This window comes from Exiguobacterium sp. RIT452, assembly GCF_003598705.1.
In the GTDB taxonomy this organism is placed as follows: Bacteria; Bacillota; Bacilli; order Exiguobacteriales; family Exiguobacteriaceae; genus Exiguobacterium_A; species Exiguobacterium_A undae.
Window position 1 is genome coordinate 677,411 of the sequence record NZ_QXJB01000001.1, and the last position, 15,154, is coordinate 692,564.

22 protein-coding genes are annotated in these 15,154 nt (G+C 48.9%); 11 read left to right on the plus strand and 11 right to left on the minus strand.

All coding sequences use genetic code 11. The annotated features are described in order from the left end of the window. Nucleotides 1-35: 35 nt before the first annotated feature. Nucleotides 36-407 (minus strand): hypothetical protein, encoded by a 372-nt coding sequence (locus D3D03_RS03565; RefSeq protein WP_119922774.1) that lies wholly within the window; start codon nt 405-407, stop codon nt 36-38. Between the two features lie 52 nt (nt 408-459). On the opposite strand from D3D03_RS03565, the gene D3D03_RS03570 reads away from it, so the two are divergent. After that, a complete protein-coding gene (locus D3D03_RS03570; RefSeq protein ID WP_119922775.1) occupies nt 460-789 on the plus strand; it encodes a hypothetical protein in 330 nt (109 codons plus the stop codon). Nucleotides 790-808: 19 nt separating this feature from the next. Here the strand turns inward: D3D03_RS03570 and D3D03_RS03575 are convergent, their stop codons facing one another. From D3D03_RS03575 to D3D03_RS03585, 3 genes are all read right to left on the minus strand, one after another. Then, complete coding sequence (locus D3D03_RS03575) at nt 809-1,234, minus strand: MarR family winged helix-turn-helix transcriptional regulator (protein ID WP_119922776.1); 426 nt, start codon at nt 1,232-1,234, stop codon at nt 809-811. A gap of 178 nt (nt 1,235-1,412) precedes the next feature. Continuing rightward, on the minus strand, nt 1,413-1,634 hold the full coding sequence (locus D3D03_RS03580) for a PLD nuclease N-terminal domain-containing protein (RefSeq protein WP_119922777.1): 222 nt from the start codon (nt 1,632-1,634) through the stop codon (nt 1,413-1,415). Between the two features lie 23 nt (nt 1,635-1,657). Further along, entirely contained in the window at nt 1,658-2,200 is a 543-nt protein-coding gene (locus D3D03_RS03585) for a hypothetical protein (RefSeq protein ID WP_028106427.1), read from the minus strand. 219 nt (nt 2,201-2,419) lie between these two features. Here D3D03_RS03585 and D3D03_RS03590 point away from each other — a divergent pair, with 219 nt between their 5' ends. Further along, a complete protein-coding gene (locus tag D3D03_RS03590; RefSeq protein WP_119922778.1) occupies nt 2,420-3,514 on the plus strand; it encodes a peptidyl-alpha-hydroxyglycine alpha-amidating lyase family protein in 1,095 nt (364 codons plus the stop codon). Nucleotides 3,515-3,529: 15 nt separating this feature from the next. On the opposite strand, the gene D3D03_RS03595 is transcribed toward D3D03_RS03590, so the two are convergent. The 4 genes from D3D03_RS03595 to D3D03_RS03610 form a co-directional block, all read right to left on the minus strand. Then, nucleotides 3,530-4,027: a DinB family protein gene (locus D3D03_RS03595; protein WP_119922779.1), complete on the minus strand. Its 498-nt coding sequence runs from the start codon at nt 4,025-4,027 to the stop codon at nt 3,530-3,532. Between the two features lie 124 nt (nt 4,028-4,151). Beyond that, nucleotides 4,152-5,390, minus strand: a complete 1,239-nt coding sequence (locus D3D03_RS03600) for an MFS transporter (RefSeq protein WP_119922780.1) — start codon at nt 5,388-5,390, stop codon at nt 4,152-4,154. A 146-nt stretch (nt 5,391-5,536) separates the two neighbouring features. Next, a complete protein-coding gene (locus D3D03_RS03605) occupies nt 5,537-5,824 on the minus strand; it encodes a hypothetical protein (protein ID WP_026833145.1) in 288 nt (95 codons plus the stop codon). A gap of 149 nt (nt 5,825-5,973) precedes the next feature. Continuing rightward, nucleotides 5,974-6,168 carry a DUF4177 domain-containing protein gene (locus tag D3D03_RS03610; RefSeq protein ID WP_119922781.1) on the minus strand — a complete coding sequence of 65 codons (195 nt, stop codon included), beginning with the start codon at nt 6,166-6,168 and terminating at the stop codon, nt 5,974-5,976. A 109-nt stretch (nt 6,169-6,277) separates the two neighbouring features. Between D3D03_RS03610 and D3D03_RS03615 the strand changes: the two genes are divergently transcribed. Then, nucleotides 6,278-6,826 (plus strand): GNAT family N-acetyltransferase, encoded by a 549-nt coding sequence (locus D3D03_RS03615; protein WP_233550629.1) that lies wholly within the window; start codon nt 6,278-6,280, stop codon nt 6,824-6,826. 89 nt (nt 6,827-6,915) lie between these two features. Here the strand turns inward: D3D03_RS03615 and D3D03_RS03620 are convergent, their stop codons facing one another. Continuing rightward, nucleotides 6,916-7,152 (minus strand): hypothetical protein, encoded by a 237-nt coding sequence (locus tag D3D03_RS03620; RefSeq protein WP_119922782.1) that lies wholly within the window; start codon nt 7,150-7,152, stop codon nt 6,916-6,918. 24 nt (nt 7,153-7,176) lie between these two features. After that, nucleotides 7,177-8,292 carry a GGDEF domain-containing protein gene (locus D3D03_RS03625; RefSeq protein ID WP_233550630.1) on the minus strand — a complete coding sequence of 372 codons (1,116 nt, stop codon included), beginning with the start codon at nt 8,290-8,292 and terminating at the stop codon, nt 7,177-7,179. Nucleotides 8,293-8,616: 324 nt separating this feature from the next. Here D3D03_RS03625 and arr point away from each other — a divergent pair, with 324 nt between their 5' ends. The 6 genes from arr (at nt 8,617) to D3D03_RS03655 (ending at nt 13,066) form a co-directional block, all read left to right on the plus strand. Further along, entirely contained in the window at nt 8,617-9,033 is a 417-nt protein-coding gene (gene arr, locus D3D03_RS03630; protein ID WP_119922784.1) for an NAD(+)--rifampin ADP-ribosyltransferase, read from the plus strand. Nucleotides 9,034-9,162: 129 nt separating this feature from the next. Beyond that, on the plus strand, nt 9,163-9,861 hold the full coding sequence (locus tag D3D03_RS03635; protein WP_119922785.1) for a response regulator transcription factor: 699 nt from the start codon (nt 9,163-9,165) through the stop codon (nt 9,859-9,861). Further along, nucleotides 9,854-10,954 (plus strand): sensor histidine kinase, encoded by a 1,101-nt coding sequence (locus D3D03_RS03640; protein WP_119922786.1) that lies wholly within the window; start codon nt 9,854-9,856, stop codon nt 10,952-10,954. Before D3D03_RS03635 ends, D3D03_RS03640 begins: the two co-directional genes overlap by 8 nt. Nucleotides 10,955-11,025: 71 nt before the next feature. After that, nucleotides 11,026-11,808 carry a M15 family metallopeptidase gene (locus D3D03_RS03645; RefSeq protein WP_119922787.1) on the plus strand — a complete coding sequence of 261 codons (783 nt, stop codon included), beginning with the start codon at nt 11,026-11,028 and terminating at the stop codon, nt 11,806-11,808. Nucleotides 11,809-11,826: 18 nt separating this feature from the next. Then, entirely contained in the window at nt 11,827-12,360 is a 534-nt protein-coding gene (locus tag D3D03_RS03650) for a DUF402 domain-containing protein (protein WP_119922788.1), read from the plus strand. 76 nt (nt 12,361-12,436) lie between these two features. Beyond that, nucleotides 12,437-13,066: a stage II sporulation protein M gene (locus D3D03_RS03655; protein WP_119922789.1), complete on the plus strand. Its 630-nt coding sequence runs from the start codon at nt 12,437-12,439 to the stop codon at nt 13,064-13,066. A gap of 9 nt (nt 13,067-13,075) precedes the next feature. On the opposite strand, the gene D3D03_RS03660 is transcribed toward D3D03_RS03655, so the two are convergent. Continuing rightward, a complete protein-coding gene (locus D3D03_RS03660) occupies nt 13,076-13,855 on the minus strand; it encodes a hypothetical protein (RefSeq protein ID WP_119922790.1) in 780 nt (259 codons plus the stop codon). A gap of 136 nt (nt 13,856-13,991) precedes the next feature. On the opposite strand from D3D03_RS03660, the gene D3D03_RS03665 reads away from it, so the two are divergent. Next, nucleotides 13,992-14,192, plus strand: coding sequence for a hypothetical protein (locus tag D3D03_RS03665; protein WP_028106416.1), 201 nt, complete (start codon nt 13,992-13,994; stop codon nt 14,190-14,192). 136 nt (nt 14,193-14,328) lie between these two features. Next, nucleotides 14,329-15,144: a DnaD domain protein gene (locus D3D03_RS03670; protein WP_158583679.1), complete on the plus strand. Its 816-nt coding sequence runs from the start codon at nt 14,329-14,331 to the stop codon at nt 15,142-15,144. Nucleotides 15,145-15,154 lie beyond the last annotated feature (10 nt).

Below are 15,154 nucleotides of genomic sequence, written 5' to 3' on the forward strand. Positions count from 1 at the left end.
AAAACAGGCACGATTGGCCTGTTCTTGACGTGTGATCAGTAGTATTCAGACAGCTGTTCCCGTGATTCTTCCGTTAAATAGCCAAGCGACAAAAAGTTTTTGACGAAGCGGATTGGACCATTGGCAGAATCAGAGTCAATTTTTCCTGGAAATGGTTCAACCTGTTCCAGAACATCAATGTCCCCGGCCTGGATCTTGACAAAATCAAAGTCGAGGGTGACCGTATCCGTCTCGTCCCATGGCTCACTGGTGGATTGATGAAGCGAATGGAACGTCTCTTTCAAGCGGTCGCTTGGTGGATTAAATTCGAACTGTAAGTAAGGTTCGGCTGTATCCTTTACGGATAGTCCGCCGCGGGCGACGATGGCTTTTAGATGCCGGCGGTGGGTGAAGTGACGCAAAATCATCGGCAGCGCTCCTTTATGAAAAAGTAGAGTATGAGAAAGGTGAGATTGTAGCATGAAAAAACTGATGTGGATCGTCTGTCTGGTCCTGGTCGCAGCTGCATCGTACGTGTACATCACGCGATACGACCGTGCGTATGAACAGGACGTCATGCGTCAGGTCGTAGAGCATGTCGAACATACCTATGGAACAAGTGAACCGGTCGTCGTCAAATCCTATTATAACGACAAGCATCGGGCCAAGGATAAACGGTATGCCGTGGCGGTCCGCGCGGATGTCTTGCCGCTGAAACCAAACGAATACATGACGTATCGTTTACAAGACGGGCAAGTTATCGAGAGGGGTATAATCGACGAAGAGAGTCTGCTGAAGACGGAACGGTAACGACGATTGCGTCCAGGCATCAAAAGTGACTGCTTTGCATCTTATGAAGCAGACGGTCAAACGACTCATGGTCGTCCATCGTAAAGGCTTTGAAGTACTGCTCGTGGATGACTTCGACGACGGGGGCCGACTCTTGAACGATCGTCTCCCCAGACGGTGTCAAGACAAGTCGTTTTTCCCGGTCAATCCGTTTCCGGGTGATGAGGTGTTGCTCAAACAATTTTTTTAAGGTTTGCGAGATGGCACCGCTTGACAGTTCGAGCGTCGTCTCCAGTGATTTTTGAGTGGCACTCTGTTCGCGGTAGAGCGTATCCAGCATGTCGAACTGTGATTTTGACAAGCCCCAGTCCTTTAAGACGGCGTTGACTTCTTTCATGTAGCGGTGATGGAGTTTTTGAATCCCCTGCCAATGACGGTAGGATGGAGTGGACAAGTGTGACGTCATCAAATCCCTCTTTTCTGTCACCGTTCGTGAACGGCACGATGATAGGTGAAGCTTTTCGAAAATAAAGTAATCTATAATAATCAAATTACCACATAATCACGCGTTCTCCTACCACTTGATACGAACAAAAAAGCTTCACTCGTTTGCCCGGATGTTCAGGCAACGGAGTGAAGCTTTTTTAGTCTTGAATCGACGGCTCGGATGGTGCCGCAGGATGACGTCCCCAGACGAGATAAACGACCGGTCCAAGGTAGTTGACGAGAAAAATCAGGATGCCCCATAACCATTTGGGTCCGCGGGTGCGCGGGCGTTTCCATAAGTCGATATAGGATACGACGAGTAACAGGAATTCGAGTGTGTAGACGACGGCTTTGACGTATGGCTTCTCTTTCAGACGCAATGCATATACCTCCTAGTAGCGGGTTAACTGACGAACGAACGATCTTGATAGTTTTTTAAAATCAATTGATTTTGGTCAATCGTAAACCCGTACCGTGTAAAACACTCAGCCGCAACGCGTCCGCCGTAGGAGATGGCGGTGAAATCACCGCTGACCCGGTAATGGGTGTACTTCTGCTCGATGTCATAAATCAACGCTTCCAGCAACAGACCCCGCTCACCGAGTCCTTCTTCCCGGACATGGATGTCAAGCAGAGAAAACTCGGCCAGCTCGACGGATCCAAACAGGCGTGTCGACAGGTGTTGAATCGTCATGTGCGAACGTTTCGACAAGACGGTTTTTGTCGCCTGACGGTTTTCGAGTAAGGTGACGTAATAGCCGAACAGCGGTGCCTGAATATTTCGTGTCACTTGAACGACTTGCTGTTGATTGTTGTAGGCAAGTCCGACGATTTGTTCGTTTGGATGATGCGGTATGTCAATCATGCGCTTGGTACAGACCGTCTGCCAGTCCTGTTTCGGAATCCATTCCAATTCAAGCACCCGAGGGGATTTGAAGAATTTCACGTGGGGAAAAACCTCCTTTGACGTAATCGATGCTTTAAATATACACTTTTTGGTAATTGGAGGGAAGGTCAGAAACGTTACCGTTTTGTGACAATCGTGCAAAAAGGGGACGAATAAGGGAAGAGACGGAAGCCGGAGGAAAATTACATCGCGAGGCGGAGGAGGCAAACGAAACAAAAGACGTATAGTGAAAGGAGTAAACAAAAGGAGTCGTACATAATGAAAAAGAAAACCATCTTCTTCGGGAGTGTGTTGGTACTCGGACTGACAGTGGCGTGGTGGTCACGCGGAGGAGCAGAACCGGTCTTTAAGAAATCGTATCCGGTCCAAGCGACCAGTGAACACTATGAAGGAACAGTAGTCTGGCCGAAAACAAACAATCAACAACAACAGGCAGGTGAAGCGAGCGGTGTCGCCGTTGGACCAAACGGAGACATCTACTACCTGCACCGGGCAAACGGGACGTACGGCAGTAAGGCGATGATCAAAGAGGCAACGATCGTCGTCCTTGACGGCGAAACGCGGACCGTCAAGCGGACGATCGGTCAGAATTTGTTTCAGTCTCCACACGGGTTGGAAGTCGATGACGCCAACAACATCTGGGTGACGGACATCAGCTTGAACCAAGTGTTTAAGCTGAATCCGGAAGGCGACGTTCAAGCGGTTTATGGACAATCGTATCCGTTCGGAACGGAAGCGGGTCTTCGGATTCGCAACAAGTTGCCGAACTTCCAGGTCCGGTTGAACGAGTACCTGTTTGCCCGTCCGACCGATGTGACAGTGTTGCCGGACGGTTCGTTTGCAGTCGCGGACGGGTACCGCAATCACCGGATTGCGAAATTCGACCGGACCGGCAAGTTCGAGTGGGAAGTCAATCAATTGGGTTCGGCAGACGGTCAACTCAATTTGCCGCATGGCATCAGTAGTGACGACGCGTCGAATTTGTATGTTGCCGACCGCAACAACGCCCGGATTCAAGTATTTGACCGATTCGGTCGTCATCAGCAGACATGGGATCAACCGGAACTCGGTCGACCGTATGGGGTCGAGGTCGGACCGGACGGAAAGGTGTATGTCGCTGACGGCGGTGACTATTTGAATAAACGGACAACGGACGCCCGCAGTCAAATTGTAGTGCTCGATCAACAAGGTACGATTCTGGAGCGATTCGGCAGCTTTGGCACAGAGCCTGGTCAGCTGCGGATTGCCCACGATCTGGCTGTCGCGGACGACGGAACGATTTTTGTCGTGGAATTAATGAATAAGCGGCTGCAACAGTTTACTCCCTCATCCGAATTAAGCCAAAGCAACTGAATCAAATGGTATACCTCAAGGTAACTGGTGTTCCAGTTCCTGTTTCTGACGGAAGTGATGCCGGGTATGCATTTCGATCAACTGATACCATTCACGGGCGTTCAGCCAACCGAACCCACCGTGTTTCGTTTTCGAGGTTGGATCAATCTGATCAAGTCGTGCCGACCAGTCTTCCATTCGTTCGACCAGTTGAACAAGACGGTGTCTTAACTGATCGGCACTGTCGGTATTGTTCGGTGGAGCATTCATCTCGTCCGGAAGCCTGATTTTGACGGGCGGAAAGGCAGCTTGTCGAAACAACTCTTCGCCATACGGCGTTTTTCCGGCAGTTGAGCGAGTGGTGCGTGAAGCACAGGCTTCGACTTCGTCCAGATATTCGTGAGCGACCAGCAAGATGTGGTCATACATTTGACCAAGCGACCAGACACTCGGACGTGAAATGTAGTGCAATTCGTCTTCCGAATACCGATCAAGTTCTTGGTGCAGGTGAAGCAGACAGTCGATTCCTGTCATGTGAAGTCCTCCTTCGGCTGAACATCAGCAGGTTTCTTGACTTTATCCTGACCGGCAACCGTCTAAACAAACCAAACAACAGGAGCCACGAGGAGAAGTCCTCGTGGCTCCTGTTGTTATACGGTTAAGAGACTTTTGGTTCTTCTTCGACCGTCAGCGTATACAACGACCGTTTCGTGCGATTCAAGACGATGGGTAACGTGATCAGTCCGATCAACAGAAAGCCAAGCGAAAAGACGATGTAGGTCGAACGGATCGAGAAGACTTCGGCGAGCATCCCGATCGATAACGTCAGTCCGATGACAAAGACCGACTCGGCGACGTTAAGGACGCCGGAGAAGCGACCCATGATTGAAACCGGGACATTGTTTTGATAAAACGACAAGAAACCGGTGTTGGCAAACGATAAAGCGAACGTCAGCAGGAAAAAGCCGACCGCTGCCACGAAGAAACTGTCCGCCGTCGCAAACAGCAGGTAACCGATTGGTGTCGTGACAGCACCGAAGCCGATCAAGAAACGCAGGCTGAGCCACTTCGTACACGTCGCGTTGATGACGGAGCCGGCGATGATCCCGACGCCGGCGATACTGACGAGGAAGCCGTATGTGCTCTCAGAAAACGCCAGCACCCGTGTCGCGAATGAGGCTTCGAGAGAATCGAGACCGGACATAAAAATCGTCATCACACAAAACAGACCGTAGACGAGTGTGATGTACCGGTGCTTGTGCGTAAACCGCAACGTCTCTTTCCAGTCGTCGGCAATCATCCGCAAGCTGAGGCGTTCGGCCTCGGCAAACGTCGTTCGTTTCTCCAAATCCGGCAGGAAAAACAGGATCAAGGCGGACATGGCCAGCGCACCGGCATTCATATAAATCGCAAATGCCGGTGAGCCGATAAGGAACAGGAGACCGGCAATCGTCGGTCCGAGAATGAAGCCGCAGGATTGAATAAAGTTTTTTAAGGCGTTAAACCGTTGCCGGTTGTTGTGCGAGACGAGTTTCGTCATGTAGATCAAGGAAGCGGATTCGAACAAGGAACTGCCCATATTGATCAAAAAGACGAGGGCATAGAGGACAAGCAACGAATCGATAAACGGAAGAATCGCAATCAGGACAGCTCGAGACACGTCAAGAAGCACCATCATGTTCCGTTTGTCGACCCGGTCAATCAGGCTTCCCGACCAAAAGCTCGTCAACAGGGCAGCAATCGGGACAAGCATGTAGAGGACGGAGACGGCAAATGCCGAATTCGTCCGGTCGAGCACAATCAAGTTCAGTGCGATGAAGTAGACCCAGGCGCCAAGATTCGAAATCCCGACACTCGTCAATAATAAAGCAGGGTGTTTCCATGTTTTGAAATCCATCCAGCATCGCCCCCAAAGTCAATCTGTTTTCGACAATTGTTTTTTAAATATATAGAAATTTATTACAATTGATATTACGGGACGGAGGGCGGCATTGCAAGAAGAAAATGGAAAAAGCCATCAAAAAGATGGCTTGTGGGAAGCGTTCAAGGGAGAAAGTAATCGAGCGTAGCAAACAGGCTCGTCAAGATAAAACAGATCAGCAACAAAGCGGACAACACGATCAAGTCGAGGTGTCGACGAAGTCCGTTCGTCAAGATAAAGAACAACGTCCAATAAGCGACGAACACGGTCAGCACAACGGATGTGACAGGCGCGTTGAGTGACGACAGTGCCGTGAATTCCGTTCGGAAATCCGGACTCGTGATGGCGTAAAAAGCAAATCCGAACGTCGGAAGCGCACCGAGGTACAGCAGCCATTTTGGAAACTTCATGAAGCGACGCCTCCTTTTTAGATGATCAAACTTCCTTGATTGTATAGGATAAAAAGGAAACAGAAAACGAACAAAAATGTAAGGAAATGTCATTTGAGGATAACGATTCGGTATACTAACAGAACGAAAACGTTTCAGGATGCTCAGTCTTACGATCGTGGACGTTCAAAAATCAGCTTATAATAAGATCCGACCCCTACGCCGGACGTCACGAAATCAGGTGCAACGAGTTGGATGAACCGCCAGCCGTCTTCCGCTTGTTGGGTGATGACGTCCCGGTAATCTTCTTTCGGGTTGCCGGATAACCGCTTAAAATCAATCCGGATGAATTGGTATTCGAACATAACAGCCCCTCCTTATAATCGTCTTGTATCGTACGAACGCAAATAAGAAATGGTTCCCAGAAAGAAGACCTGAAAGTATGAATTCTAAATGAAGGAGCGAACCAATTAAATGATGAATTTAACGGCTAAACCCACCTTAATCGGAGAAAAGGTCACCCTCCGTCCCTTTGCAACGGAGGACATTCCATGGATTGAACGATGTTTGCTCGATCCCGAAGTCCTGACATTAACCGGAAGTTCCTCCGGTATCGACCGAAAGACCCTGCAAACGTGGTATGCCACAAGAAACGTCCAACCGGATCGGTTGGATTTGGCCGTCATCGATCAGGAGTCGGGCGTACTGGTAGGGGAAGTTGTCGTCAACGACTATGAGCAACAACAGCAAAGCATGAATTTCCGGATTCTGATCGGACCGGACGGCAGAAATCGAGGTCTCGGAACAGAAGCGACACAGTTGTTGATGGATTATCTGTTTCGGCACACGGCTTTACACCAACTGACCTTAAGTGTGTTGGCCATCAATCCAAGAGCGAGGCACGTCTATGAAAAAATCGGTTTTGAAGTGACCGGTGTGGATGCCCGTGATGTAGAAGTCGAGGGGAAATGGATCGACTCGATCCAGATGGTCCTGACACGCAAAAAGGCGCTCAAATTATAACGAGGTTCAATCATTGAAACTAGATGCATTTTCCAAAAAACAACCCGGTCGTTATCCGAAAAAAGCGGATAGGACCGGGCTGTTTCTGTTTAACGTTGTTTTTGATCCAACTCTCGTTCTTCTTCGTCATCATTCCAACCAAAGCTCAGGTCGACGCGGCGACCGATGAAAGATCGCAAGAATAGGACGAACGTCATGACGGGTAACATCCACCACCAGGTGTCCGCGATATCAAAGTATTGTTCGATGTATAACCAGATAAACAGCGTGCTGACAAATAAAATCGTTTCTGCTGTCGTGATGAATTCTCTTTTTGCTTCAAACATTAACTAACCCCCCAACATATGTGATTAAGAATGAATCGTTTCGGTCGATGACTGAGTAACGGCGACGTCTTGCTGGTCGAGTTGATCAAACAGAATCGTCCGGTTCCGTCCTTGTTGTTTCGCCGTATACAAGGCATCATCGGCGAGCGTGCTCATCCGCTGTATGTGCACATGTTTCCCGTGGGCGATGCCGATCGAAGTCGTGACTTCAATCGCCGGGAACCCGTCGAGTTGAAACCGTTCCGTCGCAATCCGTTCGCGAATCCGATTGGCGACCTTGACGACTTTTTGCGGGGACAGGTCATAGACGAGAATCATGAATTCCTCACCGCCGATTCGGGCCGTGATATCGTGCGGGCGGGTTTCTTCCTTCAGGATGTTGGCAAACTGTTGCAAGACGAGATCACCGTTACCGTGCCCGTACGTATCGTTGACATGCTTAAAGTGATCGATGTCGAGCGCAAGGACATTGTAGATCCGTCCTTCTTGTTCGAGTCCTGCCGTCCGGGCATCCCAGACCCGCCGATTGTAAAGACCGGTCAGGTGATCGAGTTCGGCTGATTTTTTGTACAGTTGGACCTGCTGATTCAAAGTCTGGAAATCAAGCGTCAACATGCTGGAGAGGACACCGACCGCAAGACCGATTGTCCAGGTCGACAGTAACAGCCGGAGTGCCATGTCACTGAATCCTAAGTTGATCAGAACGGCGCATGTAATCATCAACAGGGCCCAGACGTTCAACGAAACGTTTTGCAGGAACGGGCGGTTCAACAACTTCCGGTGGATGTAAAGCATGCCGCTACTGATACCGAGAATCGCGATAAAAGCAACAAAGGCTTGTGGTGTGACTCCAAATAAAAACCGGGAACTGGCGATGATGGCTGTCGCAATGACGAGCGGAAAACGAATGCCGTAAAATGCCAATAAGACAAGTGGTAAATGCCGTAGATCCATCCGGAGGGAGTCGTTGACTTGAATGCCTTTGAACATTAACAAGACACCAAGTAATCCGGTCGCCAGTCCGATGATGATCGACTTCATCGTATAGGATGAAAACTGGGTGGAATGGATGATTTTCGAGATGATATAAAATCCGGTGAACGCGATACAAGCGTTGATCAGTAACTCGACGATGAACATGATTTTCCACATCCTTGACCTTGATACTTTCACGATACCATGCTGACAAAAGTTGTCAAACGAGAAGAACGAATAGGAACAGTTTTGGGACGGGAAATCGAGATGGATCGCAGTTACCGATTTAAGCATGCTGCGAAAAAAAATGCATGGAAAGAACCCGACTGACTGAATAACTCCTGCTGGAACATTCGTCTGCCGGGTAACGTCTGATGAATCCCTCTACTAGAAGTATACCGCGATTGCCCTAAAGGAAACAGACTACTTTTCTGTCAAATCGCACCTTATACTACAAGCAAGAACACTGGAGAGAGGAAGGGGATTTTGATGACAGACCAAACCGAAGTGCTGGACCGGGGACCGTTTTTTCACGGGACAAAAGCAGCATTAAACGTCGGCGATCAGTTGGAGGCGCATTTTCCGTCCAATTATCAGGACAAACACGCCAATTTCATCTATTTTACGGCAACGCTTGAAGCCGCCAAGTGGGGCGCCGAACTTGCCAAAGGGGACGGTGCTGAACACATCTATCTTGTCGAGCCGCTCGGGACGTTCGAAGATGATCCGAATTTGACCGATAAACGTTTTCCGGGAAATCCGACGCGGTCATACCGGTCGCAGCAACCGCTTGTGATTGTCGCGGAACTGGCGACATGGGAACGGCACACGGAAGAAGTGATCCAACAGATGAAAACGTCCCTCGCCAAGTTACGTACGGAAGGGAAAAATGTGATTTTAGACTGACCAAACAGAAGTCGGATCACGTCTGGAAACGATTGTAAAAAGCCGGCGGAATCTGTTTTGAAAAAAGGGGAATGAAGGATTCGTTATGCCATCATATAAGCTGTTCAGACGTAGAAAAGGAGACAGCTTATGCAGAAACGAACGATTCTCATCATCGAAGACGAAGTCGAAATCGCCGAACTCGTCTCGATCCATTTACGCAACGAAGGATTCGCTACGCTACTTGCTCATGACGGAAAATCGGGTCTGACGTTGTTTCAACAGCGGTCGATCGATCTTGTGATTCTAGACATCATGATGCCGGAAATGAACGGTCATGAAGTGTTGACGCAAATCCGGCAGATCAATCAGACACCGGTCATCTTTCTGAGCGCCAAACAGTCCGATTTTGATAAAATCAGCGGCCTGGTGATCGGAGCGGATGACTATATGACGAAACCGTTTAACCCGTTGGAGTTGGTCGCCCGGGTCAATGCCCAGTTACGGCGCGCCTTTCAATGGACAGGACAGACAGCTTCATCCAAGGCAGACGTAATCAACATTCAAAACGTATGTCTGGATGCGGATCAACGGACGGTGCTGGTCAATGAACAAAAGGTTAATCTGACACCAAAAGAGTTTGAGATCTTCTGGTTACTCGCCAGCTCACCCAATCAAGTGTTCAGTTCAGAAAAAATCTTCCAGCGTGTGTGGAAGGAGGATTATTTTGAAGGGGCCAACACTGTCATGGTTCACATCCGGACCTTACGGAAAAAGATTGAGGACACGAACAAAGCGAACAGGTTGATCGAAACGGTCTGGGGAGTCGGGTACAAGGTGAATGCGTAAATTCATCAACAGTTTCCGGACCCGGATCATCTATCTGTTCATCCAAAGTCTGCTGATTGCAGCAGTCGTCACGTTCGCGATCTATAAATCCCTGCAATATTATTACCATCACCACGTCTTTTACGGCGATACCTACATGAAGTACCGATTTTGGATGCGCGAAGTCGGCGATATTTATGTGTTTTTAGCGCTATATATTCCCTTCGCCATCCTCGTTTTCTACTTATTGACGCGGACTTATACGAAATACTTCAATGAAATCTCGACCGGGATCCGCCAATTGGCAGCCGGTGATTTTTCGCACCAGATCGAGATTTCCTCAAAAGATGAATTTCGTCAGATCGCAAACGATCTCAACGAGGCGAGCAGTGGATTGCGGACCGCGATTCAAGCCGAGACGTTAGCGCAGCGCAGTAAAGAAACACTGATTGCCAATTTAGCCCACGATCTACGGACACCCCTGACATCGGTGACCGGCTACTTGGACTTATTGAACCAGCCGTCCATTACTGCCGAGCAACGCATCGCTTATACAAAGATTGCCTATAAAAAATCCCGGGATCTCGAGGAGTTGATGGAAACCCTGTTCGATATCTCGAAACTGGACCTGTCGCTCAAGGCGACTGAACAGTCAATGGTTGATCTGCATGAGTTGTTGCTGCAACTCCTGGACGAGATGTATCCGATGATCAGCCGAGTCGACGGTCGGATTGACCAACAAATCGCTCCGAATCTCACCGTTTACGGAAACGGAAAAGAACTGGCGCGGGTCTTCGAGAATCTACTCAGTAATGCCCTGCGGTACGGGGATGTGAGCCGACCGATCGAGGTTGAAGCAACCCGACAAGGTGAGGTCATCACGATTCAGATTGCCAACTACGGTCCGCCGATTCGCAAAGAGGACGTCCCGCATCTGTTTGATATGTTTTACACGGTGGATCAAGTCCGGAACATGCCCACGAAACAGACCGGTCTCGGATTGTTCATTGCGAAGACAATCGTCGAGAAACACGCAGGGACGATTGAAGTCAAACAACCGGATGGACAGATTCGGTTCGAAGTCACGTTGCCGTCCGATTTAAGAAATCTTTAAGGTTTTTCCCGACTTTCCTTTAAACCCTTTTCTTTACGCTGAGTGTAAGGAAGTAAAGGAGAGGGTCTAACATGAAGAAAACAATCGCCGTCCTTTTAACGTGTCTCATCGTCTATCAATTGTATGTAAGCCGGACACCGGCTTTGACACAATCGATCTCCTTAAAAGAGGTTTCCGTGCATCAGGGAGATTTGGTGTTAATCAATAAGCAGACGAAGATTCAACAAGATCCCCGTAATTTATCTGCTGTTGCCAAACAGGTCTCGGAAACAAGCGTTGAGCCTGATGTACTGCTTGAGGATCATGTCGCAACCGCCTTACACCGGATGATGCAACGGGCGAAAAAGGTCGGCATCGATCACTTTCGAATCAATAGTGCCTACCGAAGTGGGAAGCTGCAACAGGCATTGTATGAAGAATACGGTGCGGACTTTGCGTTGCCTGCTGGACACAGCGAACACCAGACGGGTCTGTCGGTAGACATCGGCTCGACACGCGGGAAAATGAAACAATCGAAAGAGGGCAGATGGCTTGCCAAACATGCGCATCAGTTTGGATTTATCATCCGTTATCCAAAGGGAAAAGAGAGCGTGACGGGGATCTCGTTTGAACCGTGGCACATCCGCTATGTCGGTCTGCCGCACAGCGTGAAAATGTATGAGGAGAACTGGGTGCTCGAAGAATATTTGAATTACCTTAAACAAGAACATACCTATCAGATTCAAACTGCCGGTCATACCTATTTTGTGCAATACTCCAAACACCGTGCACTCAAAATTCCTGATACGCCCGTCTTTTACGTGTCCGGGACCAATACAAAAGGTTTTATCGTCACGTCACGGTTACAAAAATGAGTGAGGGGGAATCGTCGCATGAATTCGTCGAACGAACCAGACATTCAGATTCAAGCCGTCAAATATGACGGGTCTCTGCATTGTGAGTGGGAAACGACTTTGTTGACCGAAACCGAGCGGTATCTGGTCGTCTACGGACGACCGGGCCGTGTTTTGCACCATCATACACGGAACCAGACCTTCATCTGCGACACGCCGTCACTCGAATACTATGATTTGCAGGACGGCTATACCGTCAATCTTGATCTTGAGCAGGAAGGACAAGTCCGCTACTACTGCAACATTTGTCTGCCAACAGAGCGGACGGCTTCCGGTCTCCGGTTCGTCGATCTGGATCTGGATCTCGTACGGAACACGGCAGGTCAATGGACGGTTGTCGACGAGGATGAATTTTTGGAAAATCAGCGGACGTATCATTATCCGGATGAGGTCATCGAAGGGGCAAAGCAAATGCTGCGCCGTCTGCAGAACAAAATGGAACAACAGGATTTTCCGTTTGATGGATTCTTGGAAAAGTGGATGCAACGAGTGAACAAGAAGATTGATTCATAGGAATATTTTTTGTTTCCGGTACGTGTATTCGGTAACGTCGATTTCGAATTCGATTCTAGAGAGGTGCGTCACAAGCATGCTAAGCAACATAAAAAATACATACGGTAAAGAATACGATACGTATCAAAAATACTACCAAAAAACGATGCAACTCATTTTGGTAGTGGGTCTCCTCACAGCGCTGTTGGCTTTTGGAGTCGCCTTTTATTTTGAAGAGTTTATCATCGAACAAGCAACTACAATCGCTGAGCAAATACAAAGTGATTCAAGTGAACAGAATCACGAGAGTCAATTTATGTCTACTTTTTCCAATAATATTTGGATTGGTGCCGTCATCATCATCTGTGGCTTGATACCGATCTTTGGAATACCGGTCCTTTACGCGCTCCTCTCTTTTGCTGCTGTCGGAATCATTGCGGGCTATGGCATGATCATGGAGTATGACGTACTTAAGACGATACTGGTTTCTTTTGTCCCTCATGCAATATTTGAGATCATTCCTATTCTATATTCGGTCGCGATTGGAATGTATGTGAATCGAAACATTATGAGTAAACTATTCTTTAAGCGCCGAACCTCTGAACCACTAAGAAAAATGGTGGTTCAGAGTCTCGTAGGTTATCTAATTGTGGTCATCCCTGTATTCTTTGTCGCAGCACTCATCGAAAGTTTTGTGACGACACGCTTGATTGATGTATTTTTATGATATGACCTTCTATTTACAACAAATTACAGCCAACCGGCGGATTTCACCGGCCATCGCTTGATTGACAGGATGCAGTTGCTCGAGCCACTCGAGTAGCGCGAGCGCGGATTGCGGTACCCGGTCGTATCCTTGCAGCACGTCAGCAAACCGTTCCTGCGCTTGCGGGAATCGTTGCTCGGCCCGGCGTTCATTGCCGTACTGATCCGGATAATAGAAGACTTCCGGCTCGAGCAGATGAAGGACGGACAGGAGTTGGGAAAAGGCATGCTGTTCGACGAGTTGCAGACCAGACAGCCGTTCCCCGCGGGCGTAGCGGCATAGTCCGACGTAGAGATTCGTCAAGGCCTCGTTCAGCGCAAAATCAAGGGTGTCCCGTCGAATCGAGGGTGGTGTTTGTTTTGAGACAGTTACATCTGCCCCGGGAAACGTCGGGTCTTGCCAAATGATCCGACCGGGAGAAAAGGCAATCTCCGGCATCTCATCGAGTTCAAAAATCGCACACTCGCCGTAAATCCCATCGGCAAATAACAGCTTGAAGCCGTCGACCGTGTTTTGGAAAATGAAACTGAGCGGATGGACGGATTCGAGCCAATCCAGTTGGTCAAGGAACCGTTGTTTCCGTCCCGGTTTCGTGATGACGAAAAAATCAAGATCGGAATAATCATCAAGCCGTTCCAATTCTTGACCGACCGAGCCGAGTCCAAGCAATAACCAGGCCTCCTGTGTGTGTGCGAGCTGGTGACCGATTTGGTCGAGACGTGCGAGTAGAGTATGTTGTCGTTGTGGCATCGAAAAGCTCCTTTTTAAATGAATGATGAGTGTGAAAGCGTTCTCCTTTCTAGTCTAACCAGCTTGAGATTTCCGTCAAGGAAAGTTATCATCAAGTCATACGTGCGATATCCTAAATGATGGAAGGGGATATGTCATGGATCTACTGATTGTCCTCGTGATCGGTTCTTTTGTCTTGAGTGGTCTGATGCTCTTGACGATCATCAAGGCCGTTTTTTCGGCCTATCAAAAACAAACGATTTCGATGTCAAAAGCCATCACCCTCACGCTTGGCATGGCGGCGTTCAGCATTGTTCTCGCAGGTGTTCTCCCTTATGTGTATCTCCAATTCATGTGAAAAACAGGTACGGCTTTTCGGAACAGTTGATTCCGAAGACCATGCCTGTTTTTTTTTCGAACAAATGGGCGGAGCGTCCTGTAATTGCTTGATAGAAAGGAGGAATTTCCTCCTGAATCAAAAGGAGGACCCGTTCATGCAACCTTACTTACGTGTCGAGCACCACCTGTTACGCGACGGAACAGATTTTTCATCCGTCCACGAAAAAATGATTTACCTGATTCTGTGCAGTTATGCCGGACAGGATGGACTGGCGTTTCCGTCGCATCAAACGCTTGCGGACGCTGTTTCGTGCGGCAAGACAACCGTTAAGACTTGTCTCCAGACGCTTGTCGAAAAAGGCTGGATCGAGAAAGCCGAACGATTTGACCGGCATGGAGGGCAGACATCAAACGGGTACCGCATCTGCGCGGACAACCCGGTCGGCTCCCGGCAAGAGACCGGTCAAACGACGCCTGCCGGGGTGGCGGATCGTGCCCCCGAAGAAAAAGGGGTGAAGAAACAGATCTTAAAAAAAGAATCACCTTCACCAACGGATCAAGGAATCGACGGCATTATCCGTTCCTTCAAAACGGAAATCGGACGGATCACCCCGTCCATTCGGAATCAGCTCGGACAGCTGTTCGACGAGACAAGTCCTGCCGTTATTCAGCATGCGATTGAACAGGCGGCAGCGGCAAACGTCCGAAATTGGAACTATGTCAAAGCAATCATCACCAAACTGAAGCAACAGAATCTGTTGACGCTGGAGAAAATCAACAGACATGAAGCAGAGCGCCGCAACAAACCTGTTCGGCGTCAAACGCACCGTTCGGCTCCAGGAAAATTACCCGACTGGGTCGAGCGGGAGCGGTGGCAACAACAGCAAGCGGAACGGGAACAAAAACGCCGATTCGAGCAAGCCGTTCCCGATCAGACAGAACTCAATCAACTGTTGGCAGCACTCATTTAACGAGGAGGAA